We start from the raw sequence: 21,372 nt of genomic DNA, 5'->3' as shown, positions 1-21,372 counted from the left end.
ACTCCTTAACTACTGGCGCGCAGCCGGCGCGAGATGACGTAGTTGACGATGCCGACGACGATCAGGATCAGGAACATCGTCCAGGCGATCGCCGAGGCACGGCCCAGGTGGTGGGCGACCCAGCCCTGCTCGTACAGATACAGACCGAGCGTCTGGAACTGGTGCTCCGCGCCGCCCGAAGTACCCGCGTTGGCGTCGAACAGCAGCGGCTCGCCGAAGACCTGGCTCGCCCCGATCGTCGAGACGACACAGGTGAACAGGATCGTCGGGCGCAGCGACGGCAGCGTCACGTGGATGAACTGCTGCCAGCGGTTGGCCCCGTCCAGCGCCGCCGACTCGTACAGGTCCTGCGGGATCGCCTGCATCGCGGCGAGGTAGATCAGCGCGTTGTAGCCCGTCCAGCGCCAGATGATGATCGTCGAGACGGCGATCTGCGAGGGCCACTTGTCGTTCTGCCAGTCGACCGGGTTGATGCCGACCATGTCGAGCACCCAGTTGATCATGCCGTAGTCACGGCCGAAGAGCAGCACGAACACCAGCGACGCGGCGGCGATCGACGTCGCGTACGGCGCGAGCATCGCGACCCGGAAGAACGTCGAGGCCCGAAGCTTGTAGTTGAGGATATGGGCGATGCCCATCGCCATCAGCAGCTGCGGAACGGTGGAGATGATGCCGATGGTCAGGGTGTTCTTCGCCGCGTTCCAGAAGAAGTCGTCGTCGAAGATCCGGGTGTAGTTCCGCAGCCCGACCCAGTTCATGTCGGTCGGCGCGGTCAGCTCCACCTGGTGCAGCGACGCCCAGCCCGTGTAGATCAACGGGAACAGGCCGAACGCGATGAACAGCAGGAAGAACGGGGACACGAAGGCGTACGGGCTCCAGCGGATGTCCCGCTGCCAGCGCCGGGACAGCCGGTCCCGGCGCCGCCGCTCCTTCTCCAGGGACACGGGGTCCGCGGGCGGGCGGCCCGGGGCCGCGCCCCCCTCAGCGGGGGCGCGGCGGTGTCGTGGCGGGTGGCCATACGGGTCACTGGTCCAGCTTGTTGTCGATGGTCTTGACCGCGGACTCCCAGGCCTCCTTGGCCGACTTGCCCTTCGTGGCGAGGATGACGCCGTTGTCCGACAGGCCCTGCATGATGATCTGGTCCTTCGGGCCGATCACCTGGACCGGGGCCTGCTTGGCGGCCTCCGCGAAGATCGGGCCGATCTGCTGGTCACCCGTCATCTCGTTCTTGGCGCCCGTCACTTCGGGCATGGTGTAGGTGGAGGGGGCGCTCGGGAAGCTGGCCTGCACCTTGAACAGCTTCGCCTGCTGCTCCGGCGCGGTCAGCCACGTCACGAACTTCTGGGCCTCCTTCACGTGCTTGCCGCTCTTGGGCACGGTGAGGAAGGTGCCGCCCCAGTTACCGCCCTTGGGCGCGGCGGCCACGGCCCACTTGCCGGCAGCTTCCGGCTTGGAGTTGGCCTTGATCGTGCCGAGCATCCACGGCGGGCAGGCGACGGAGGCGAACTTGTTGTTGGCGACCGTGGAGTTCCAGGACGGCTGGAACTGCGTCTGCGACTGCACCAGACCCTTCTTGGCGGCCTCGGAGGTCAGGTCGAATGCGGCCTTGACGGCAGGGTTGGTCTTGTAGATGACCTTGCCGGAGGAGTCGTAGAACTTCTCCTTCTCACTGCCGAGGATCGCGTTGATCAGACCGCCGGGGGAGTCCATGAAGAAGGTGCCCTCGGGGGCCTTCGCCTTGTACCGCTCGCCGACGTCGACGAGCTTGGCCCAGTCACCGGCCCACAGCTTGCCGACCTCGGCCGGGTCGGTGGGCAGACCGGCCTGCTTGAAGAGGTCCGGGCGGTAACAGATCGCCATCGGGCCGACGTCGGTGCCGAGGCCGATCGTCTTGCCGTCCTTGGTGGTGGCCTGCTGCCACTTCCAGGGCAGCCACTTGCTCTTGTCCACGCCCGGAGCCTTGGACATGTCCTCGAGCTTGTCGGCCTGGGTGGCGGTGACCTCGGAGATGTTGGCGACCTCGACTGCCTGGACGTCCAGCAGACCGCTGTTGGTGGTGAGGTGGTTCAGCAGCGCCGGGTAGTAGTTCTCGTTCCGCTGGACGACGTTCTCGGCGATCTTGATCTTCGGGTTGAGCTTCTCGTAGTCGTCGTAGAGGCCGGCCTCCTTGAAGCCCATGGTGCCGAAGAGCCCCACCGAGATCGTGGTCTTACCGCTGCTGTCGCCCGACGAGGAGCCGGAACTGTCGTCGCCGCCGTCGTCGGCACAGCCGGCCAGCAGCCCGGCGCCCAGCGACGCGACGGCCGCGACGACCATCGCCTTGCGGGCGGTTCGGATGCGTGCTCGCATGTCGTCCTCCTGTTGCCCTGACGTGCCGACCCCCGGCCAACTGCATTGTTGGACCCGTTTTTCACTCGCTTCGGCTCGGGCGGGGAACGTGCGGGTTGTGTATGTGTCAGGTACTGTGGGAGCGCTCCCACCAGTGATGTGTTGAAGGTTCGTCGGTCGGGGCGGGGGTGTCAAGGGACCGGACAGGGAGAGATGCGTTCAGTTATCGGGCCGTTAACTGGACCCGGGCAGGGTGCCGTTGCGGCCCCGGCCGGCGGTATCGAGCCAGTCCCACCGGCTCGCCCGGCCCAAGCGGAGGGCCGGGGGTGACAAGCCCTCGGTGGCGGTCACTACAGCTGACGAGCCTGTTAAATTCCAGGCCAGCCGCAGAGTGCGGGTGTGGACGGGAAGGCGGAGCCCATGGCAAGCCACGGAGCGCGGGGCCGAAGCGGTGGCCGGCCCACCCTCGAAGAGGTGGCGGCGCGCGCCGGTGTCGGCCGCGGCACCGTCTCCCGGGTGATCAACGGCTCGCCCCGGGTCAGCGACGCGACCCGCGCGGCCGTCGAGGCGGCGGTCGCGGAGCTCGGATACGTCCCGAACACCGCCGCGCGCGCCCTGGCGGCGAACCGCACGGACGCGATCGCGCTGGTCGTCCCCGAGCCGGAGACCCGGTTCTTCGCGGAGCCGTACTTCTCGGACATGCTGAAGGGCGTCGGGACGGCGCTCTCCGACACGGAGATGCAGCTGCTGCTGATCTTCGCGGGCAGCGACCGTGAACGCGCCCGCCTCGCACAGTACCTGGCGGCCCACCGTGTGGACGGCGTCCTGCTGGTCTCCGTGCACGCGGACGACCCGCTGCCCGACCTGCTGGCCCAGCTGGAGATACCGGCGGTGATCAGCGGCCCCCGCTCGTCGGCGGAGAGTCTCCCGTCGGTCGACTCCGACAACTACGGCGGCGGCCGCCAGGCCGTCGAGCACCTGCTGTCGGGCGGCCGCCGCCGGATAGCCCACATCACCGGCCGGCTCGACGTCTACGGTGCCCAGCGCCGTATCGACGGCTACCGCGACGCTCTGAGCGACGCGGGCCACGAGGCGGACGAGGCACTGATCGAGGCGGGCGACTTCTCGGAGGAGGGCGGCCGCCGCGCCATGGCGGCCCTGCTGGAGCGCCGCCCCACCCTGGACGCGGTCTTCGCCGCCTCCGACGTCACCGCGGCCGGTGCCCGCCAGGTCCTGCGCGAGGCGGGCCGCCGCATCCCCGACGACGTGGCGCTCGTCGGCTACGACGACTCCGCCATAGCGCGCCACATGGAGCCGCCCCTCACCAGCGTCCGTCAGCCCATCGAGGAGATGGGCCACCGCATGATCGACCTCCTCCTCACGGAGATCGCCGACCGCCGCCCCTCGGCGTCCCGGGGCCTGGAACGACGCCAGATGGTCCTGGCCACGGAGCTGGTGTCCCGGTCGTCGTCGTGACGTCCGCGGGAGTCACGTCCTGGCCGGGGCCGGCCGCCGGAGCAGATAGGCGGCCGCCGTCGAGACCAGGACTGCCATGCACGCGATGAACACCAGGCCCGCGCCCTCCAGCCCGATCGGGCCCGTCAACAGGCCGACGCCGATCACCGGGACCGAGATGCCCGCGTAGGCCACCACGAACAGGGCCGAGATCACCGCGGCGCGCTGATGCTCGGGCGAGGCCTCGGCCACCTCGGACAGCGCCCCGCGGAACGCAAGCCCCTGCCCGGTCCCGCCGATGAGCGCGCTCAGCACCACCAGCGCCATCAGGTCCCACCGCAGCGCACCCGCGAGCAGCGCGAGACCGGCGAGGAGCCCGGCGCAGCCCAGCGGCAGGGAGCGCCGTACACCGACCCGGCCGACCGCGAGTTGGCCTGCGGTCGAGGCGAAGAAGGCCAGCGCGACGATCAGCCCGCTCACGGCGTGGTCGGTCACCCCGAGGGACTCGGCGAGGAACTCCGGGCTGACCGACGTGAACACCCCGAACAGCGCGAACCCCGCGAACGAGGCGGCCGCCGCGGGTCCGAACACCGCCCGCACCCGCGGGGGCAGAGCGGGCGGCCTCGGCCGTACGGTGCCCAGCGGCCGCGGCTCCCGCACCGTCTCCGGGAGCCGCAGCAGGACGGCGGCACAGACGGCCACCAGGACCAGGTGCGTGACGAACGGCAGATACAGCGGCCACGGGGCGTACTGTGCGAGCACCCCGGACAGCAGTGGACCGCAGCCCAGTCCGCCCATGTTGGCGGCGGTCGCCACGAACGTGGCCCGGGAGGCACCGCCCTCGGGCGCCAGCTCCATCACGTACGCGGTGGCAGCCCCGGTGAACAGCCCGGCGGACAGTCCCGACAGCAGCCGCCCCGCGTACAGCCAGCCGAGCCCGGTGGCGCACAGGAAACAGACGGCGCTCGCCGCGGCGAGGCCCAGGCCGCACAGCAGCACCGGGCGTCTGCCCACGGCGTCCGAGGCGTTGCCGACCAGCAGCAGCACGCCGATGACCGCGAAGGCGTACAGGGCGTACACCACGGTCACGGTCAGCTCGGAGAACCCGAACTCGTCCTGGTAAAGGGGGTAGAGGGGAGTCGGCAGCGTGGTGCCGGCCATGCACACGGCGAACACCGCCCCGCTGAGCACACACGCGCGCCACCCTCGGTGTCCACCGTCCATGGCGCCGACGGTAGCCCCGCCCGCCACGCCACCCCGGACAGGCGCGGCAGGCGCGTAAAAAGCTTCAGCCGGTGGCTTCTTTTACGAAGCCACCGGCTGAATACTCAGGGTGAGTGACGGGACTTGAACCCGCGACTTCCTGGACCACAACCAGGTGCTCTACCAGCTGAGCTACACCCACCATGACCGGCTTGGAGGTCCCTGACTTCCTGACCGGCCGAGAAAAAGTGTACAGGGTCCGAAGGGGTGCTCGCGCCCACCTTTCCCGGCGCTCCCCGCCGGGCCCCTGTCCTGCCTACTGAGCAGGCAGGACGTGCTTCGCGGCGATCGTCTTCGCGGTGTCCGAGTCGGGCCCGGGCTGCGGGACGAAGACGGCCTCGCGGTAGTAGCGCAGCTCCGCGATGGACTCGCGGATGTCGGCGAGCGCGCGGTGGTTGCCGTTCTTCTTCGGGCTGTTGAAGTACGCCCGCGGGTACCAGCGGCGGGCCAGCTCCTTGACCGACGAGACATCGACGATCCGGTAGTGGAGGTAGTCCTCCAGCGTCGGCATGTCGCGCAGCAGGAAGCCGCGGTCCGTGCCGACGGAGTTGCCGCACAGCGGGGCCTTGCCCGGCTCCTTGACGAACTCCCTCACATACGACAGGACCTGCTCCTCGGCGTCCTTCAGCGTCGTGCCGTCCGGCAGCTCGGAGAGCAGCCCGGACGCGGTGTGCATCTGGCGCACCACGTTTGGCATCGTCTCCAGCGCCCGGTCCGGCGGCCGGATGACGATGTCCACGCCTTCTCCGAGCACGTTCAGCTCGGAGTCGGTCACGAGGGCGGCCACCTCGATGAGCGCGTCGTCCGACAGCGAGAGGCCGGTCATCTCGCAGTCGATCCACACCATGCGATCGTTCATGTGTCTAACCTTACGGCCCACTGCCCCGGGCTCGGCCCGGCCGTGCAGTGACCTTGTCGTCGAAGGTCCGCCCTGCTCCGGAAACGGCGCCGGGCCCGCGGGGAGGGCTTCCTCCCCGCGGGCCCGGCGCCGGCTCACGTCGCGCTGCGCTGTCCCGGCAGACTCGCCCGGGCCGATATGTAGGCCTCCCGGCCGTTGTCGGACGCGGCCGACAGGGCCGGGGACGACCCGACCGCGCTCGCCGCCGCCGTACGGCGGGACTGGAGCGGGACCGGATGCTCCGGGTGCAGCGGGGCGGGCGCCTGCCCGGGATGCCCCGGATGGCCCGGCATGCCGCTACCGGGACCGCCCGGTCCGCCGTCGACATCCTGGGGCCGCTCGGCCTGCGGACGACGGGCGCGGTAGGCCGCCCGGTACGCGGCCGGGGACGAGCCCAGCTGGCGGCGGAAGTGCCCGCGCAGGGCGACCGGCGACCGGAAGCCGCAGCGTCCCGCCACCTCGTCCACCGAGTAGTCCGACGTCTCCAGCAGGCGCTGCGCCTGGAGCACCCGCTGCGTGATCAGCCACTGCAGCGGGGCACTCCCGGTCAGCGAGCGGAAGCGGCGGTCGAACGTACGCCTGCTCATGTACGCGCGTGCCGCCAGCGTCTCCACGTCGAACTGTTCGTGGAGGTGCTCCAGCGCCCAGGCGACGACCTCCGCGAGGGGGTCGGCGCCGATCTCCTCTGGTAAAGACCTGTCGAGGTAGCGCTCCTGGCCGCCCGCCCGGCGCGGCGGGACCACCAGGCGACGGGCCAGCGCGCCGGCCGCCTCGTTGCCGTGGTCCGTCCGCACGATGTGGAGACAGAGATCGATTCCGGCCGCGGTGCCCGCCGACGTCAGCACGTCCCCGTCGTCCACGAACAGCTCGCGAGGATCGACGTGCACGGACGGGTAGCGCTTCGCCAGCGTCGGCGCGTACATCCAGTGTGTCGTCGCGGGCCGGCCGTCCAGCAGGCCCGCCGCCGCGAGGACGAAGGCGCCGGTGCACAGTCCGACGATGCGGGCGCCCTCCTCGTGTGCACGGCGCAGCGCGTCGAGTGCCTCGTCCGGTGGCGGAGAAGTGATCGAACGCCAGGCCGGTACGACGACCGTGCCCGCACGTGAGATCGCTTCCAGGCCATGCGGTGTGCTGAGTTCGAGGCCCCCTGTGGTCCGCAGCGGGCCGTCCTCACCTCCGCACACCAGCAGTCGGTAACGCGGCACGCCGGCGTCCTGGCGGTCGATCCCGAACACCGACAGTGGTATGGAACTCTCGAAGATGGGGCCGCCGCTGAACAGCAGCACCGCGACGATCTCCTTGCGGCGTCGCCCGGAAAGCTTCCGGACGCCGGCTTCCGGCGCGGCAGTGGAGTCGTGGCTCATACTGCTAAGCCCCCCTCGGTGGTCGCGGCTCCTCGGTTGTGTCGCTCCTGCACGTTTCCCCTCGGTCCTGCACGAGTCCCCCGCCGTAGACAGTCAAGATCGAATCTACTGTGTGCCGTCGTGCCGAGGTGGCCGGTTCGGCACTCGGCGCATTGTCGACTTGGCAACTTGGCGTGAAGCATTCGATCACGAAGCGTTGCACTCGTGGGGCGTGCAGGGAAGTGCGCCTTGTCGCAGTGGCCAATCCGCGTAGGGTGCGCAGGTCCCCCGAGGCCCTTTCCATGCAGGTCGAACGGGGGTTGGGGGTCCCTCGGCAGGGTGATGCGCAGGTGCGAGAAGTTGGCTGAAAACCGCCGTGCACGTGCACTGAAACCGGTCAGTCGACCGGTGTATCTCCTCCAGTGTGCCGTCCACCCCGGTGCGACCCCGTTCCGGTCCGGTGGTGCCGGCCCCGGTGGGGTGCCCGGTCCTCGGCCGCCAGCCGGGCCGCGCCGCGCTCCGACTGGCGCAGCAGCACCCGGCAGGCGCCCGTGACGGCGGCGAGCCCGAGGGCCGTGCCGGCGGCACCGGCCAGGGAGCTGCCGTAGCCGAGGAGTACGACCGGGACGAGCAGGCAGCTGAAGGCCGCCCAGCGAATCACATCCGTCGCGGTGTCCCGCGACGGCGGGGCCGCGCGGTCCGCCTCGGAGGCGATGCTGGGTCCGGACATGGATGCTCCCTGTGGGGTGACTCACGGGGTTCAACGCGCGGCCGGGGCGTCGGTCACTGTGTGAGCCGATCACCCCCACGGGTAAGTGAATCCTGTGCAAACCGCCTGTACAGCGCAGCAACCATTGCGTTACGGGCGTCGCCTCGTGCATGCTCCCTGGAACCCGCACGCACGGTGAGCGGGATCTGGGCTAAGGAGGCGTGCCGCCGTACCCTTGGGGGTATGGGGCTGGAAAGACCATTCCCGGACACAGCTCAGCCGCACCCTGTTGTCCCCCTATAAGGATCACGACGCCGAGACAGCCATGGCCGGTCACGAATTCTTCGAACCAGCGGACCGCAAGCGGCCCGTCGCCGATCCCACGGCGGCCGAGCCCCTGGCGGCGGAAGAGTCACGCCATTCCTGCGATCCCGCCTTCAAGCACGGCGTCGTCGTCGGATTCGACGGCTCCACGTCCAGTGAGCGCGCCCTGGCCTATGCGATCGGGATGGCCCATCGCTCCGGGTCGGGCCTGGTCATCGTCCATGTCGCCAACCGGCTGCCGACCACGGTGTGGGCCGGGTGCGAGCCGCCCGTCTTCGTGGACGTGCCGGACCACCGGACCGAGGTGCTCGGGCTGGAGCTGGCGTGTGCGGAGTATCTCTCCGAGGTGCCCTGGATCCTCGTCGAGCGGGGCGGGGACATCTGCCACGAACTCGAAGAGGTCGGGCGGGAGTACGAGGCCGACGCGATCGTCGTCGGGTCGAGTCACGGCATCGTGGGGCGCATCTTCGGTTCGGTCGCGGGGCGGCTCGCCAAGCGGGCGCAGCGGCCGGTCATCGTCATTCCCTGACGCTCCCCGAGCGGCGACTCCCTTTGTGCAGCGCGTAAAACTACTTGCGCGTAGAGGTGTTTGTGCCTTTGTGAAGGGCATATACGGGTCACCGCACAACTGCACATGCACGAAGGGAGCCCGCCGTGGACAAAGACGTCTCCGCGGGAAGCGGAATCACGACCGTGGCCGGTCGACTCGCTCTCGGAATCACCCTGTTGGCCTTCGGGCTGGGGCATACCGCTGTGATCGACGGTGTGTCAGCCGCTGATGCCGCGTCAATCGCCCAGTACGTGGGTGGAGTCGCACTGTTCGTCGCGGGGCTGATGGCCCTGCGTGAGGGTGACTCCGTCGGGGGTACGGCGTTCTCCGTGCTCGGGGCGCTGTGGTTCACCTGGGCCGTGGCGGGGGAGGCGTCCGCCAACGCGGCAGGGTTGTTCCTGCTGTTGTTCGCGCTCGTGGCGCTGTCCTTGACCCTCGCGGGTGGTGACCAGCTCGGTCAGGGGATGTACGGGCTGTTCTTCGTCGCCCTGTTGCTCATGGCGATCGCGAGCTTCGCCGGTAACGACGGGCTCGTGAAGGTGGGCGGCTGGTTCGCTGTCGCCTCGGGGGCGGTGGCTTGGTACGCGGCGACGGCCGCGTTGGCGCACTGGCCCACGGCTCTTCCGCGACGCGCTGCCGGGCGAGGTGTGACGGCCACCGGTTAGCCGCGCCGGCTGGGGAGTTGGGCGGCTTCCCGGCGATGAAAACGGACCCCCCGTGCGCCGGTGGCAGCACGTGGGGGTCCGTCCCTCTTTGTTTGGCCTGTGCGGGTGCGTGGGGGCTTGTCGCGCCCACGCGGCGGAGCCGCACATCGATACAGCCCCGCGCCCCTGAAAGAGGGTCAGCTACTCCACCGTCACCGACTTGGCCAGGTTCCTCGGCTTGTCGATGTCCCTGCCCAGGGCCAGAGCCGTGTGGTACGCCAGGAGTTGGAGGGGGATGCCCATCAGGATCGGGTCGAGTTCGTCCTCGTTCTTCGGGACGACGATCGTTTCGTCGGCCTTCTCCTGGTGCTGGTGGGCGACCGCGAGGATCCTGCCGCTGCGGGCCTTGATCTCCTCCAGGGCCGCGCGGTTCTTCTCCAGCAGGTCGTCGTCGGGGACGATCGCGACCGTGGGGAGGGCGGGCTCGATCAGGGCCAGCGGGCCGTGCTTGAGCTCGGAGGCGGGGTAGGCCTCGGCGTGGATGTAGGAGACCTCCTTGAGCTTCAGGGAGGCCTCGCGGGCCACCGGGTAGCCCCGGACGCGGCCGATGAAGAGCATCGAGCGGGCCTCGGCGAACTGCAGGGCCAGCTTCTTGACGTCCTCCTCGTGCTCCATGATCTCGGCGATCTGGGCGGGGAGCTTGCGCAGGCCCGCGATGATCCGCTTGCCGTCGCGGACCGAGAGGTCACGGGTGCGGCCCAGGTGGAGGGCGAGCAGGGCGAAGGCGACCGTGGTGTTGGTGAAGCACTTGGTGGAGACCACGCAGACCTCCGGCCCGGCGTGCACGTAGATGCCGCCGTCGGCCTCGCGGGCGATCGCCGAGCCGACCACGTTCACCACGCCCAGGACCCGTGCGCCCTTGCGCTTGAGCTCCTGCACGGCGGCGAGGACGTCGTAGGTCTCGCCGGACTGGGAGACCGCGACGTAGAGGGTGTCGGGGTCGACGACCGCGTTGCGGTAGCGGAACTCGGAGGCGGGCTCGGCGTCGGCGGGGATGCGGGCCAGTTCCTCGATCATCTGGGCGCCGATCTGGCCCGCGTGGAACGAGGTGCCGCAGCCGAGGATCTTCACGCGGCGGATCCGCCGGGCCTCGCGGGCGTCCAGGTTGAGGCCGCCCAGGTGCACGGTGGAGAAGCGGTCGTCGATGCGGCCGCGCAGCACGCGGTCCACGGCGTCGGCCTGCTCGTGGATCTCCTTGTGCATGTAGGTGTCGTGGCCGCCCATGTCGTAGGAGGCGGCCTCCCACTCGACGGTGGTGGGCTCGGCGGTGGTGCGGGTGCCCTCGGTGGTGTAGGTGCGGAAGTCGTCGGCCTTGAGGGTGGCCATCTCGCCGTCGTCCAGGGTGACGATCTGGCGGGTGTGGGCGACCAGCGCGGCGATGTCCGAGGCGACGAACATCTCCTTCTCGCCGATGCCGAGGACGACGGGGGAGCCGTTGCGGGCGACGACGATCCGGTCGGGGAAGTCGGCGTGCATGACGGCGATGCCGTATGTGCCCTCGATGAGCCGGAGGGTCTCGCGGACCTTGTCCTCCAGCTTGGTGGCCTGGGAGCGGGCGATGAGGTGGGTGAGGACCTCGGTGTCGGTCTCGGAGAGGAACTCGACGCCGTCCGCCTCCAGCTTGCGGCGCAGGTCGGAGGCGTTGTCGATGATGCCGTTGTGGACGACGGCGACCTTGCCCTCGGCGTCCAGGTGCGGGTGGGCGTTGACGTCGGAGGGGGCGCCGTGGGTGGCCCAGCGGGTGTGGGCGATGCCGGTCGTGCCCTTGAAGCGGGCCGGAACCTTGGCCTCCAGGTCGCGCACGCGGCCCTTGGCCTTGACCATCTTCAGGCCGGACGTCTTCGGGGACGTGACGACGATGCCCGCGGAGTCGTAGCCGCGGTACTCCAGGCGCTGCAGGCCCTCCAGGAGCAGGGGAGCGACGTCACGCTTGCCGATGTAACCGACGATTCCGCACATATATACGTATTCCTAGCCGTAGACGATGCGTCGCAGCTGCCGGAGCGAGAGTTCCGGCGGTGCCACCGCGCGATATTTCAGATCCGCCTCGATCCGTTCGAAGATCGCCGTGTTCACCAGGCCCTGGGCCTGGAGCTCACGGTGGCGGCGACGGACGTACTCCTCGGTCGTCTCGTCGAAGTACGCGAGCACGTCCTGGATCACGCGCAGCGCCTCGCCCCGGCTCAGGGGGCTGGACCGCGTCAGATGATCAACGAGTTCGTCGTGCACTCGCTAGATCCTGAGGCACCGGCAGGGCTTTCGCAAGAAATCTGCCCGGTTTCGGGCAGATGAGTGTTGGAACACTTATGGGACGTCCATGGGGATGTGATGGGTGATTGTTCCCCGGGCGGATGTGTAGGGCGAGCAGTTTGTGGCGCCATGGACATTCCTCGTATGGGCGTACCCGAGCGGCTCGCCGAGCGCATGAGCATGGCCGAGCAGCACGAGTACCTGCGCGCCAGATTCTCCCGGCGCACGATGATCAGAGGCGGTGCCGTCACCCTCGGTGCCGTCGCGGGTGGCGCCTTCGTTCCCGGTGCCACCGCCCAGGCGGCCGTACCGACCGCCCGCACCGCCCCCGCGGCCGAGACCGTCGACGGCGCCTTCGTCGCCCCCTTCGGCCGCCACCTCGCCTACGGCGCCGACCCGCGCACGGAGATGACCGTCTCCTGGCAGGTCCCGGTCGCCGTAAAGAAGCCGTTCATCCGGATCGGCGCGCACCCCACGGACCTCTCCCGCAAGATCGACGCCGAGGTCCGCACCCTCTTCACGCCCGCCGGGGTCGGCGCCAGCGGCAACCACACCCAGTACTACGTGCACGCCGAGCTGACGCATCTGCGCCCGGGCCGGACCTACTACTACGGCGTCGGCCACCAGGGCTTCGACCCGGCCGCACCGCACCTGCTGGGCACCCTCGGCACCTTCACCACCGCCCCCGCGCACAAGGCGCCGTTCACCTTCACGGCCTTCGGCGACGAGGGCGTCAGCTACCACGGCCTCGCCAACAACAGCCTGCTGCTCGGCCAGAACCCGGCCTTCCATCTGCACGCCGGCGACATCGCCTACGCGGACCCGTCCGGCTCGGGCCAGACCTCCGACACCGGCTTCGACTCGCGGATCTGGGACCAGTTCCTCGCTCAGACCGAGTCCGTCGCCAAGTCCGTCCCGTGGATGCCCGCCTACGGCAACCACGACATGGAGGCCTGGTACTCGCCCAATGGCTACGGCGGCGAGGAGGCCCGCTGGAACCTCCCGGGCAACGGCCCCGACAAGAAGAACCTGCCGGGCGTCTACACCTTCGTCTACGGCAACACGGCGGTCATCTCGCTCGACGCCAACGACATCTCCTTCGAGATCCCGGCCAACCTCGGCATCTCCGGCGGCACCCAGACCAAGTGGCTGGAAGCCCAGCTGAAGAAGTACCGGGCGTCGAAGGACGTCGACTTCATCGTGATCTTCTTCCACCACTGCGCCTACTGCACCTCCACCTCGCACGCCTCGGAGGGGGGCGTGCGCCAGGAGTGGGTGCCGCTGTTCGAGAAGTACACGGTGGACCTGGTCATCAACGGCCACAACCACCAGTACGAGCGCACGGACGTCATCAAGGGGAACAAGGTCGCCAAGAAGCTGCCGATCGGCGGCACGGCCTACCCCGAGACCGACGGCGTCGTGTACGTGACGGCCGGTGCGGCGGGCCGCAGCCTCTACTCCTTCACCGCCCCGCTGTCGTACGAGGGCAACGAGCAGGACGTGGACTCCGTGGCCTCGTTCGTCAACCTCAAGGGCGGCAAGCAGAACGAGACCGTCGCCTGGTCCCGGGTGCGCTACCTCGACTACTCCTTCCTGCGCGTGGACGTCAGCCCCGCGCCGAAGGGGCGGACGGCCACGCTGAAGGTGCGCGGTATCGCCGAGAGCGGGGAGCAGGTGGACCACTTCACGGTGGCCCGCCGGGCGAAGTAGCGCGCCGGGGTGTTACATGCGCTTGAGGACCGCCTGCTTGGCGAGCGCGAACTCGTCGTCCGTCAGGACGCCCGTGCGGTGCAGTTCGCCGAGCTCACGCAGGCGGCGCAGGAGGGCGTCGTGGTCGTCCTCCGCGGGCGCGACCGGGAGAGAAGGCGTTTCCGGTCGCGCGGCCGGTACGTCGGCGGTGGCTCCGGCCGGGTGTGGAAGCCTGGCCTGGACCGCCGCCGCGACCAGGGCCATCAGCGGGTCCTTCTTGAAGCCCCACAGCTCCACGGAGTTGGGGTCGTACTTGGGCGGGGCCTTGGTGGGGGCGTTGCGCACGGTGAAGCGGACGTAGCCGTTCTCCAGGCCTGCCGCCGGCTGCCACTCCACGCCCGTGATGTCGCCGAGCGCGAGCGTGCGGGCGCCGGCGGCGGCCTTGGCGTCCTCCGTCTTCCAGTTCCACTCCAGGCGTATGCGCTCGCCGTCGAAACTCGCGGTGCCGTCCCCGGCGGAGACCGAGAGCGGTACGGCGGGCCCGGGCAGCAGGTACGCGGTCACCGGGTCGGCCGGCACCTCGTCCAGGAGCAGCGCGTTCCGCACCTCGTCCGTGAAGTACTCGGCGACCCCGTAGCGGTCGGACTCGACGAGCAGTTGGTACGGGTCATGGGGCTCGGTGAGCCGCCCGCCGGTCGCGTGCAGCAGGGGATCGGCGCCGTCGCGCAGGCGCAGCCGCAGCCGCCCGCCCTTCTTGCCCTGCTCGAACGAGATCCCCGCCAACGCCCCGAGCGGGACGACCAGTTCACCCAGCTCCCTGCGCAGCAGACTGACGTTCTTGTCCCGCCCGGGGGTCAGCCGCAGGGCGTCGCCGTCGAAGGCCCATGTGCCGTCCTTCTGGATGATTTCCGCCGTGCGGTGGATTGTTCCACCAGTCTCACGAGAGAGTGGTCCAGACCTCTTAGGGCTCAATGGCTCGTGGAAGGGACACGCTTGTGAGACACGGCCGTGTGAGACAGCACCACAGAACGCTCCGCCTTCTCGGCTCCCTGCTGCTGGTCACGATGGGCGTCTCCGTGACCGGAGCCGCCCCCGCGCCGGCGGCCTCGCCCACCCCGCTCGACCGTGTGGTCCCCGCGCCCGCCTCGGTCGTGCCGGGCGGGTCCGCCTACCGGATCACCCGTGGCACGCACATACGCGTCGACGACTCTCGCGAGACCCGGCGCATCGGCGAGTACCTCGCGAAGCTCCTCCGGCCCTCCACCGGTTACCGCCTGCCCGTGACCGACCGTGGCGCCGGGGGCATCCAGCTGCGGCTCGACAAAGGCCCGTTCGGCGCCGAGGGTTACCGCCTCGACAGCGGGCCCAAGGGCGTCACCATCACCGCGGCGAGGCCCGCCGGGCTCTTCCACGGCGTGCAGACCCTGCGCCAGCTGCTCCCGGCAGCCGTCGAGAAGGACTCCGTACAGCCCGGCCCCTGGCTGGTCGCGGGCGGCACCGTGACGGACACCCCGCGCTACGGCTGGCGCGGCGCCATGCTCGACGTCTCCCGGCACTTCTTCACCGTCGACCAGGTCAAGCGATACATCGACCAGTTGGCCCTCTACAAGATCAACAAGCTGCACCTGCACCTCAGCGACGACCAGGGCTGGCGCATCGCCATCGACTCCTGGCCGCGGCTGGCCGCCTACGGCGGTTCGACGCAGGTCGGCGGTGGCCCCGGCGGTTTCTACACCAAGGCCGACTACAAGGAGATCGTGCGGTACGCGTCCTCCCGCTATCTGGAGGTCGTCCCGGAGATGGACATGCCCGGCCACACCAACGCGGCGCTCGCCTCGTACGCCGAGCTGAACTGCGACGGTGTCGCTCCGCCGCTCTACACCGGGACCGAGGTCGGGTTCAGCTCGCTGTGCGTCGGCAAGGAGATCACGTACGACTTCGTGGACGACGTCGTACGGGAGATTGCCGCGCTGACTCCGGGCAGGTACCTCCACATCGGGGGCGACGAGGCGCACTCCACGAGCCATGAGGACTACGTGGCGTTCATGGACCGGGTGCAGCCGGTTGTCGCGAAGTACGGGAAGACGGTCGTCGGGTGGCACCAGTTGACCGGGGCGACTCCGGCGAAGGGCGCTCTCGCGCAGTACTGGGGGCTCGACAGTACGAGTGCGGAGGAGAAGGCGCGGGTGGTGAAGGCCGCGCAGAGTGGGACGGGGCTGATTCTGTCTCCGGCGGACCGGGTGTATCTCGACATGAAGTACACGAAGGACACACCGCTGGGGTTGTCGTGGGCGGGGTATGTCGAGGTGAAGCGGTCTTATGACTGGGATCCCGGGGCTTATCTGCCGGGGGTGCCGGACGGGGCCGTGCGGGGTGTCGAGGCGCCCATGTGGTCGGAGACGCTTGAGAATTCCGAGCACATCGAGTTCATGGCGTTCCCTCGGTTGCCGGGGGTTGCGGAGTTGGGGTGGTCCTCGGCGGGTTCTCACGACTGGGAGCGGTACAAGGTGCGGCTTGCTGCGCAGGCTGAGCGGTGGGATGCCCTGGGGATTGAGTGGTACAGGTCGCCGCAGGTTCCGTGGGGTGCGCAGTGATTCGTCTGCGGGCCGGTGGGGGCTGGTCGCGCCCGCGCGGCGGAGCCGCAAATTGATACAGCCCCGCGCCCCTGAAGACAAAGCCAAATGACGGGCACCCCGGAGGACCGTGCTCCGGGGTGCCCGTCTGCTGTGGGGTCAGAACTCGGCGATCGGGTTCTTCAGGGTGCCGATCAGCTGGAGGGCGCCGGAGGGGTCCGAGAGGTCCACCATCTGTTCGTTGTTGCGGAGCTGGAGGCGGTTGAGGCAGGAGAGGGAGAACTCGGGCGCGAACATGTCGTACTGCTTGAACTTGTCGGCGAGTTCGGGCATCGACTCCTGGTAGGCCCGGGTGACCTCGGCGACCGTGCGCCAGAAGTCGTCCTCCTCCAGGATTCCCTCGGTGGCGAGGTGCGCCGCGAGGAAGCGGAAGAAGCAGTCGAAGACGTCCGTGAAGATCGACAGGAGTTTCTTGTCCTCCGGGACCTCGACGCGCAGCCGCTCGACCGTCGGCGGCAGTACCGCGTCCGGGTCCATGACGGCGATCTCCTCGGCGATGTCCTTGTAGATCGCGCGCCGCACGACCCCGTCCTCCAGCACGAGGATGACGTTCTCGCCGTGCGGCATGAAGACCAGGTCGTAGGCGTAGAAGCTGTGGAGGAGGGGCGTGAAGTAGGCCTTGAGGTAGTGGCGCAGCCACTGGGTGGGGGCGAGGCCCGACTGTTCGATCAGCGCGCCCGCGATCGAGGCACCCTCGTGGTCGATGTGGACCAGGGACGCCATGGTGGCCAGGGACTCGCCCTGCTGGAGCGAGGGCACCGGGCTCTCCCGCCACAGCGCGGCGAGCATCTTGCGGTACGGCGAGTAGCGGTCGGTCGCCTGCTCGTACTCCAGGTGCCGGTAGCCGACCGCCGCGCGCTCCTTGATGATCGACAGGCCCGTGGACTTCAGCACCGGGTCGCCCTCGATGAGCTGGGCCAGCCAGTCGTTGATCGCGGGCGTGGCCTCCATGTAGGCGGCCGACAGACCGCGCATGAAGCCCATGTTGATGACGGACAGAGCCGTTTTGACGTAGTGCTTCTCGGGGGTCGTCCTGTTGAAGAAGGTCCGGATGGACTGCTGGGCCAGGTATTCGTCGCCGCCCTCGCCCAGGCAGACCAGGTGCCCGCGGGCGACCTCGGCGGCGAAGGTGACGGTGAGCTTGTTCCACCACTGCCAGGGGTGGACCGGGATGAACAGGAAGTCCTCGGGGTCCTTGCCCTGGTCGCGCAGGGTGCCGTGGAAGCGCTCGACGGTCTCCTCGCCCAGTTCCTCGCGCAGGAACGACTCGTACTCGATGCCGACACCGGCGGTGAACGCCGCCCGCGAGCGGTGGGCCGCGAGCCAGACGAGCCGGACCGGGCTCGCCGTCTCCGGCGCGTACGACAGGTACTCGTGGATGCCGAAGCCGAGCCGTCCGTTGTTGGCCACGAAGCAGGGGTGGCCCTCGGTCATGCCGGTCTCGATGGCCTGGAAGTCGCCGCGGGCCAGCTCGGCCGCCGTGATTTTCGGCTTGGTGAGCTTGTAGCAGGTGCCGGAGAGGGTGGAGGAGATCTCCTCCAGGTAGACCGGCAGGATCTGCTCGCTGAGGCCCAGGGTGTCCTTCAGCTCGATGAAGAAGTCCAGGGCAGCGAGCGGAAGCTCGGCGCCGTCCCGGTGCCGGGTGATCGAGCCGGCGTCCACCTGCCAGTGGTCCAGGGCCCGGCGGGTGGCGGTGAAGCGGTAGCTGGTCAGGCCGTCGTCGCTGCGGACGACCCAGCCCTCCCCGTCCGCCTCGGGGGTGAGCAGCCGCTCGTGCGTGAACTCGGCGAGCGCTTTGCGGATCAGCAGGCGGCCCGCCTGGTCCCAGCGCTCGGGGGACAGGTGCGCCACGGCGTCGGACAGGGTCATATCGCCACTCCTCGTGCGGCCAGGTACTGCTCACGCGTGCAGAAGCTCAGCAGCGCGCGCTTCTCCGGCTTGTCGATCTCGCGCTCGGGCACGAAGCCGACGGCCTCGTTGAGCGCGTGTACTGCCTTGTTGCTCACGTCGGGCTCCACCACGACCCGGCGGGTGCGCGGGTCGGCGAACAGCTCGTCCATCACGGCGGTGATGACGGCCTTGGTGAAGCCGTGGATCGGCCGGTCGGTCGGCGCGACCAGGAAGTGCATGCCGACGTCGCCGGGCTCCGGGTCGTACAGGCCTTCCAGTTCGACGTACCGGGGGTCGTACGACTCCATCAGGAACGCCGGGCGGCCCTCGTGCAGGCCGAGGTACGCGTGGTGGTACTCGTGCGCCGCGATGCGCATGTACTCGCGCTCGACGTCCTGGAGTTTCGCGTCCTGCATCATCCAGTAGGACGCCTTGGGGTGCGTGACCCAGGAGTGCAGCACCTCGGCGTCCTTCAGGGGGTCGAGCGGGCGGACGGTCAGCGTGCCGATGCCGGTCGTGGCGCTCATACCGCGAACTCCTGGAAGGCGATGGTCTTCTCGACCGGGTAGTACTCGCTGCCCAGCAGCTCCCGGATGATGTACGCGTTCCGGTACGGGCCCATGCCCAGGTCGGGGCTGGTGATGCTGTGGGTGTGGACGCCGGCGTTCTGCAGGAAGACGCCCCGGCCGGTGACGTCGACGGCGTAGTTGCGGGCGACGTCGAAGTTGCCCTGGGAGTCGTAGACCAGCCGGTCCTTGACGGGGTCGAGGAACTCCGGCTCGGCGTACCTGTAGCCGGTGGCCAGCACCAGGCCCTCGGAGTCCAGCTCGAAGTCCTTGCCCTGCTCCTCCTGGCGGAAGCCCAGGGTGTACGTGCCGTTCTCGTACGTCGCGCTGTTCAGTGAGGCGTTGGTGATCAGCCGCGTGGGCACCGGGCCGCCGAGGTTCTTCTGGTAGAGCAGGTCGAAGATCTCGTTGATCAGGTCGCCGTCGATGCCCTTGAACAGGCCCTTCTGCTCGGCCGTGAGGCGGTAGCGGGTCGCCTCGGGCAGCTCGCGGAAGTAGTCGACGTACTCCGGGGACGTCATCTCCAGCGTGAGCTTGGTGTACTCCAGCGGGAAGAAGCGCGGGGAGCGGGTGACCCAGTTCAGCCGGTAGCCGTGGACGTCGATCTCGCTGAGCAGGTCGTAGTAGATCTCGGCGGCCGACTGGCCCGAGCCGACCAGCGTGATCGAGTCCTTCCTCTGCAGCTCCGCCTTGTGGCTCAGGTAGCGGGAGTTGTGCAGGAAGTCGCCGCCCAGGTCCCGGCAGGCCTCGGGGATGTAGGGCGGGGTGCCCGTGCCGAGGACGAGCCGGCGGGCGCGGTAGACGTCTCCGGCCTCGGTGTGCACGACATAGAGGTCGTCCTCGTAGCGGACTTCCGTCACCGTTGTGCCGAAGCGGATGCTGCTCAGTTTGTTCGCGGCCCAGCGGCAGTAGTCGTCGTACTCGACGCGCAGCGGGTAGAAGTTCTCGCGGATGTAGAACGAGTACAGCCGGCCCTTCTCCTTCAGGTAGTTCAGGAAGGAGTACGGGGACGTCGGATCGGCGAGGGTGACCAGGTCCGACATGAACGGGGTCTGGAGGTGGGCGCCGTCGAGGAACATCCCCGCGTGCCACTCGAAGTCGGGCTTCGACTCCAGGAAGACGCCGTCGAGTGCGTCGATGGGCTCGGTGAGACAGGCCAGTCCGAGGTTGAAGGGGCCGAGCCCGATACCCACGAAGTCATGGGTCGTGGTGGGGTTTTCAGGACGCGCGGTCAAGGGACTCTCCCAGGTACTGCTCGGCATGGCCGGCGATCAGATCGAGGACGGCGGCGATGTCGGACGCCTGCGTCTCGGGGTTGAGCAGGGTGAACTTCAGGTAGTGACGGCCGCCGACCTTGGTGCCCGCGACGATGGCGTCACCGGAGGCGAACAGGGCCTTGCGGGCGTAGAGGTTGGCGCGGTCGATCTCGGCGGGGTCGGTCACGGCGGCCGGGATGTAGCGGAAGACCAGGGTGGACAGGCTCGGCTCCACGACGACGTCGAAGCGCGGGTCGGCGGCGAGCAGCTTCCAGCCCTCCCGGGCCAGCTCGCACACTTCGTCGAAGAGCTGGCCGATGCCGTCGGCGCCCATGGTCCGCAGGGTCATCCACAGCTTGAGGGCGTCGAAGCGGCGGGTGGTCTGCAGGGACTTGTCCACCTGGTTGGGGATACGTTCCTGCACCATGCGGCGGGGGTTCAGGTACTCCGCGTGGTAGGTGGCGTGCTGGAGGGTGGCCGCGTCCCGGACGAGCACGGCGGAGGAACTCACCGGCTGGAAGAAGGACTTGTGGTAGTCGACGGTGACCGAGTCGGCGCGCTCGATGCCGTCGATGCGGTCCCGGTGCTTCACGGAGGCGAGCAGGCCGCAGCCGTAGGCGGCGTCGACGTGCATCCAGGTGCCGAACTGCTGGCACAGCTCGGCGATCTCGGGCAGCGGGTCGATGGAGCCGAAGTCGGTGGTGCCGGCGGTGGCGACCACGGCCATGGGGACGAGGCCGTCCTTCGCGCAGCGCTCCAGCTCGCGGGCGAGGGCGACGGTCTGCATGCGCTTGTCGTGGTCGACGGGTATGGAGACCACGGCGTCCTGGCCGAGCCCGAGCAGCTTCGCGGACTTCTTCACGCTGAAGTGGCTGACCTCGGAGGCGAAGATGCGCAGTTTGGCGAGGGAGGCCGGACCCTCCCACCCATCCCGCCCCGGCTTGGCCTCTTCCCTCGCGAGCAGCAGGGCCTGGAGGTTGGACTGGGAGCCGCCGGAGGTGAACACGCCGTCGGCCGCGGGGCCGAGGCCGATGCGCTCGTTCGTCCAGTCGATCAGTTTCCGCTCGATGAGCGTGCCGCCTGCCGACTGGTCCCAGGTGTCCAGGGAGGAGTTGACGGCGGAGAGGACCGCCTCGCCGAGCACGGCCGGGATGACGACCGGGCAGTTGAGGTGGGCGAGGTAGCGGGGGTGGTGGAAGTAGATCGCGTCCCGGAGGTAGACGTCCTCCAGTTCGTCCAGCACCGCGGTCGTGTCGTGCAGAGGCTGGTCGAGGTCGATCTCGTCGATGCGGGGGGAGAGGGCGTCGACGCTGACGCCGGTGAAGGGCCGGTCGGTGGCGGCGAGTTTGGCGGCCACCCGCTCGACTCCGTCGGTCACGGAGCGGCGGTACTGCTCCGCGGTGGTGTCGTTGAGCAGGTGCGAGCGCATGTGGGGGTCCTCCGGTGGGGACAGTCCGGTCGGGACAGGGGTGGGCTGAGCCGCGGAATGAACTTAGGTAAGCCTAACCTAAGTT

Annotated in this window: 17 protein-coding genes, 1 tRNA gene and 1 pseudogene; 5 read left to right on the top strand and 14 right to left on the bottom strand. The window is 69.2% G+C overall.

The genetic code is table 11. The annotated features are described in order from the left end of the window. Positions 1–5: 5 nt before the first annotated feature. A pseudogene (locus ACQEV8_RS16100) lies at positions 6–1,018 on the bottom strand (carbohydrate ABC transporter permease). A 5-nt stretch (positions 1,019–1,023) separates the two neighbouring features. After that, positions 1,024–2,349 (bottom strand): ABC transporter substrate-binding protein, encoded by a 1,326-nt coding sequence (locus ACQEV8_RS16095; RefSeq protein WP_432960737.1) that lies wholly within the window; start codon positions 2,347–2,349, stop codon positions 1,024–1,026. Between the two features lie 399 nt (positions 2,350–2,748). Between ACQEV8_RS16095 and ACQEV8_RS16090 the strand changes: the two genes are divergently transcribed. Further along, the gene (locus tag ACQEV8_RS16090) at positions 2,749–3,804 is read left to right on the top strand and encodes a LacI family DNA-binding transcriptional regulator (protein ID WP_432960735.1); all 1,056 of its coding nucleotides are present in this window, start codon (positions 2,749–2,751) and stop codon (positions 3,802–3,804) included. Between the two features lie 12 nt (positions 3,805–3,816). On the opposite strand, the gene ACQEV8_RS16085 is transcribed toward ACQEV8_RS16090, so the two are convergent. The 5 genes from ACQEV8_RS16085 to ACQEV8_RS16065 form a co-directional block, all read right to left on the bottom strand. After that, complete coding sequence (locus tag ACQEV8_RS16085) at positions 3,817–5,007, bottom strand: MFS transporter (RefSeq protein WP_432960733.1); 1,191 nt, start codon at positions 5,005–5,007, stop codon at positions 3,817–3,819. Positions 5,008–5,115: 108 nt separating this feature from the next. Beyond that, a tRNA-His gene (locus ACQEV8_RS16080) sits at positions 5,116–5,188 on the bottom strand. Positions 5,189–5,302: 114 nt separating this feature from the next. After that, positions 5,303–5,905, bottom strand: coding sequence for an oligoribonuclease (orn, locus tag ACQEV8_RS16075; RefSeq protein ID WP_432960731.1), 603 nt, complete (start codon positions 5,903–5,905; stop codon positions 5,303–5,305). Positions 5,906–6,039: 134 nt separating this feature from the next. Further along, on the bottom strand, positions 6,040–7,308 hold the full coding sequence (locus ACQEV8_RS16070) for a helix-turn-helix domain-containing protein (RefSeq protein WP_432960729.1): 1,269 nt from the start codon (positions 7,306–7,308) through the stop codon (positions 6,040–6,042). Between the two features lie 376 nt (positions 7,309–7,684). Next, positions 7,685–8,017 carry a hypothetical protein gene (locus tag ACQEV8_RS16065; RefSeq protein ID WP_432960727.1) on the bottom strand — a complete coding sequence of 111 codons (333 nt, stop codon included), beginning with the start codon at positions 8,015–8,017 and terminating at the stop codon, positions 7,685–7,687. A gap of 304 nt (positions 8,018–8,321) precedes the next feature. On the opposite strand from ACQEV8_RS16065, the gene ACQEV8_RS16060 reads away from it, so the two are divergent. Both ACQEV8_RS16060 and ACQEV8_RS16055 read left to right on the top strand, forming a co-directional pair. Next, positions 8,322–8,849 (top strand): universal stress protein, encoded by a 528-nt coding sequence (locus ACQEV8_RS16060; RefSeq protein ID WP_432960725.1) that lies wholly within the window; start codon positions 8,322–8,324, stop codon positions 8,847–8,849. 125 nt (positions 8,850–8,974) lie between these two features. Continuing rightward, positions 8,975–9,535 carry a GPR1/FUN34/YaaH family transporter gene (locus tag ACQEV8_RS16055; RefSeq protein WP_432960723.1) on the top strand — a complete coding sequence of 187 codons (561 nt, stop codon included), beginning with the start codon at positions 8,975–8,977 and terminating at the stop codon, positions 9,533–9,535. Between the two features lie 180 nt (positions 9,536–9,715). On the opposite strand, the gene glmS is transcribed toward ACQEV8_RS16055, so the two are convergent. Both glmS and ACQEV8_RS16045 read right to left on the bottom strand, forming a co-directional pair. Further along, positions 9,716–11,533 carry a glutamine--fructose-6-phosphate transaminase (isomerizing) gene (gene glmS / locus ACQEV8_RS16050; protein ID WP_432960721.1) on the bottom strand — a complete coding sequence of 606 codons (1,818 nt, stop codon included), beginning with the start codon at positions 11,531–11,533 and terminating at the stop codon, positions 9,716–9,718. Positions 11,534–11,545: 12 nt separating this feature from the next. Next, entirely contained in the window at positions 11,546–11,803 is a 258-nt protein-coding gene (locus tag ACQEV8_RS16045) for a hypothetical protein (RefSeq protein ID WP_184592987.1), read from the bottom strand. A 165-nt stretch (positions 11,804–11,968) separates the two neighbouring features. On the opposite strand from ACQEV8_RS16045, the gene ACQEV8_RS16040 reads away from it, so the two are divergent. Beyond that, positions 11,969–13,534 (top strand): fibronectin type III domain-containing protein, encoded by a 1,566-nt coding sequence (locus tag ACQEV8_RS16040; protein WP_432960718.1) that lies wholly within the window; start codon positions 11,969–11,971, stop codon positions 13,532–13,534. A 12-nt stretch (positions 13,535–13,546) separates the two neighbouring features. Here ACQEV8_RS16040 and ACQEV8_RS16035 read toward each other — a convergent pair whose 3' ends face one another. Further along, on the bottom strand, positions 13,547–14,485 hold the full coding sequence (locus ACQEV8_RS16035; RefSeq protein ID WP_432960716.1) for a DUF4429 domain-containing protein: 939 nt from the start codon (positions 14,483–14,485) through the stop codon (positions 13,547–13,549). A 38-nt stretch (positions 14,486–14,523) separates the two neighbouring features. Here ACQEV8_RS16035 and ACQEV8_RS16030 point away from each other — a divergent pair, with 38 nt between their 5' ends. After that, on the top strand, positions 14,524–16,107 hold the full coding sequence (locus ACQEV8_RS16030) for a beta-N-acetylhexosaminidase (protein WP_432960714.1): 1,584 nt from the start codon (positions 14,524–14,526) through the stop codon (positions 16,105–16,107). A gap of 138 nt (positions 16,108–16,245) precedes the next feature. On the opposite strand, the gene ACQEV8_RS16025 is transcribed toward ACQEV8_RS16030, so the two are convergent. The 4 genes from ACQEV8_RS16025 to desA are packed head-to-tail and all read right to left on the bottom strand — an operon-like array spanning position 16,246 to position 21,287. Then, complete coding sequence (locus tag ACQEV8_RS16025) at positions 16,246–18,015, bottom strand: IucA/IucC family protein (protein WP_432960712.1); 1,770 nt, start codon at positions 18,013–18,015, stop codon at positions 16,246–16,248. After that, positions 18,012–18,563 (bottom strand): GNAT family N-acetyltransferase, encoded by a 552-nt coding sequence (locus tag ACQEV8_RS16020; protein ID WP_432960710.1) that lies wholly within the window; start codon positions 18,561–18,563, stop codon positions 18,012–18,014. The genes ACQEV8_RS16025 and ACQEV8_RS16020 overlap by 4 nt, the downstream gene beginning before the upstream one ends. After that, entirely contained in the window at positions 18,560–19,837 is a 1,278-nt protein-coding gene (locus ACQEV8_RS16015; protein WP_432960708.1) for a lysine N(6)-hydroxylase/L-ornithine N(5)-oxygenase family protein, read from the bottom strand. Before ACQEV8_RS16015 ends, ACQEV8_RS16020 begins: the two co-directional genes overlap by 4 nt. Further along, positions 19,821–21,287 carry a lysine decarboxylase DesA gene (gene desA, locus ACQEV8_RS16010; RefSeq protein ID WP_432960706.1) on the bottom strand — a complete coding sequence of 489 codons (1,467 nt, stop codon included), beginning with the start codon at positions 21,285–21,287 and terminating at the stop codon, positions 19,821–19,823. Before desA ends, ACQEV8_RS16015 begins: the two co-directional genes overlap by 17 nt. Positions 21,288–21,372 lie beyond the last annotated feature (85 nt).

It is taken from the genome of Streptomyces sp. CA-179760 (assembly GCF_050937045.1).
In the GTDB taxonomy this organism is placed as follows: domain Bacteria; phylum Actinomycetota; class Actinomycetes; order Streptomycetales; family Streptomycetaceae; genus Streptomyces.
The sequence above is the reverse complement of the archived record's forward strand: the minus strand, read 5'-3'. Positions and strand labels throughout refer to the sequence as shown.

What these genes read in the sequence shown, in the direction of transcription:
- ACQEV8_RS16095 (WP_432960737.1), bottom strand. Translation starts at nt 2,349, where the DNA reads ATGCGAGCACGCATCCGAACCGCCCGCAAGGCGATGGTCGTCGCGGCC.
- ACQEV8_RS16090 (WP_432960735.1), top strand. Translation starts at nt 2,749, where the DNA reads ATGGCAAGCCACGGAGCGCGGGGCCGAAGCGGTGGCCGGCCCACCCTC.
- ACQEV8_RS16085 (WP_432960733.1), bottom strand. Translation starts at nt 5,007, where the DNA reads ATGGACGGTGGACACCGAGGGTGGCGCGCGTGTGTGCTCAGCGGGGCG.
- orn (WP_432960731.1), bottom strand. Translation starts at nt 5,905, where the DNA reads ATGAACGATCGCATGGTGTGGATCGACTGCGAGATGACCGGCCTCTCG.
- ACQEV8_RS16070 (WP_432960729.1), bottom strand. Translation starts at nt 7,308, where the DNA reads ATGAGCCACGACTCCACTGCCGCGCCGGAAGCCGGCGTCCGGAAGCTT.
- ACQEV8_RS16065 (WP_432960727.1), bottom strand. Translation starts at nt 8,017, where the DNA reads ATGTCCGGACCCAGCATCGCCTCCGAGGCGGACCGCGCGGCCCCGCCG.
- ACQEV8_RS16060 (WP_432960725.1), top strand. Translation starts at nt 8,322, where the DNA reads ATGGCCGGTCACGAATTCTTCGAACCAGCGGACCGCAAGCGGCCCGTC.
- glmS (WP_432960721.1), bottom strand. Translation starts at nt 11,533, where the DNA reads ATGTGCGGAATCGTCGGTTACATCGGCAAGCGTGACGTCGCTCCCCTG.
- ACQEV8_RS16040 (WP_432960718.1), top strand. Translation starts at nt 11,969, where the DNA reads ATGGGCGTACCCGAGCGGCTCGCCGAGCGCATGAGCATGGCCGAGCAG.
- ACQEV8_RS16025 (WP_432960712.1), bottom strand. Translation starts at nt 18,015, where the DNA reads ATGACCCTGTCCGACGCCGTGGCGCACCTGTCCCCCGAGCGCTGGGAC.
- ACQEV8_RS16020 (WP_432960710.1), bottom strand. Translation starts at nt 18,563, where the DNA reads ATGAGCGCCACGACCGGCATCGGCACGCTGACCGTCCGCCCGCTCGAC.
- desA (WP_432960706.1), bottom strand. Translation starts at nt 21,287, where the DNA reads ATGCGCTCGCACCTGCTCAACGACACCACCGCGGAGCAGTACCGCCGC.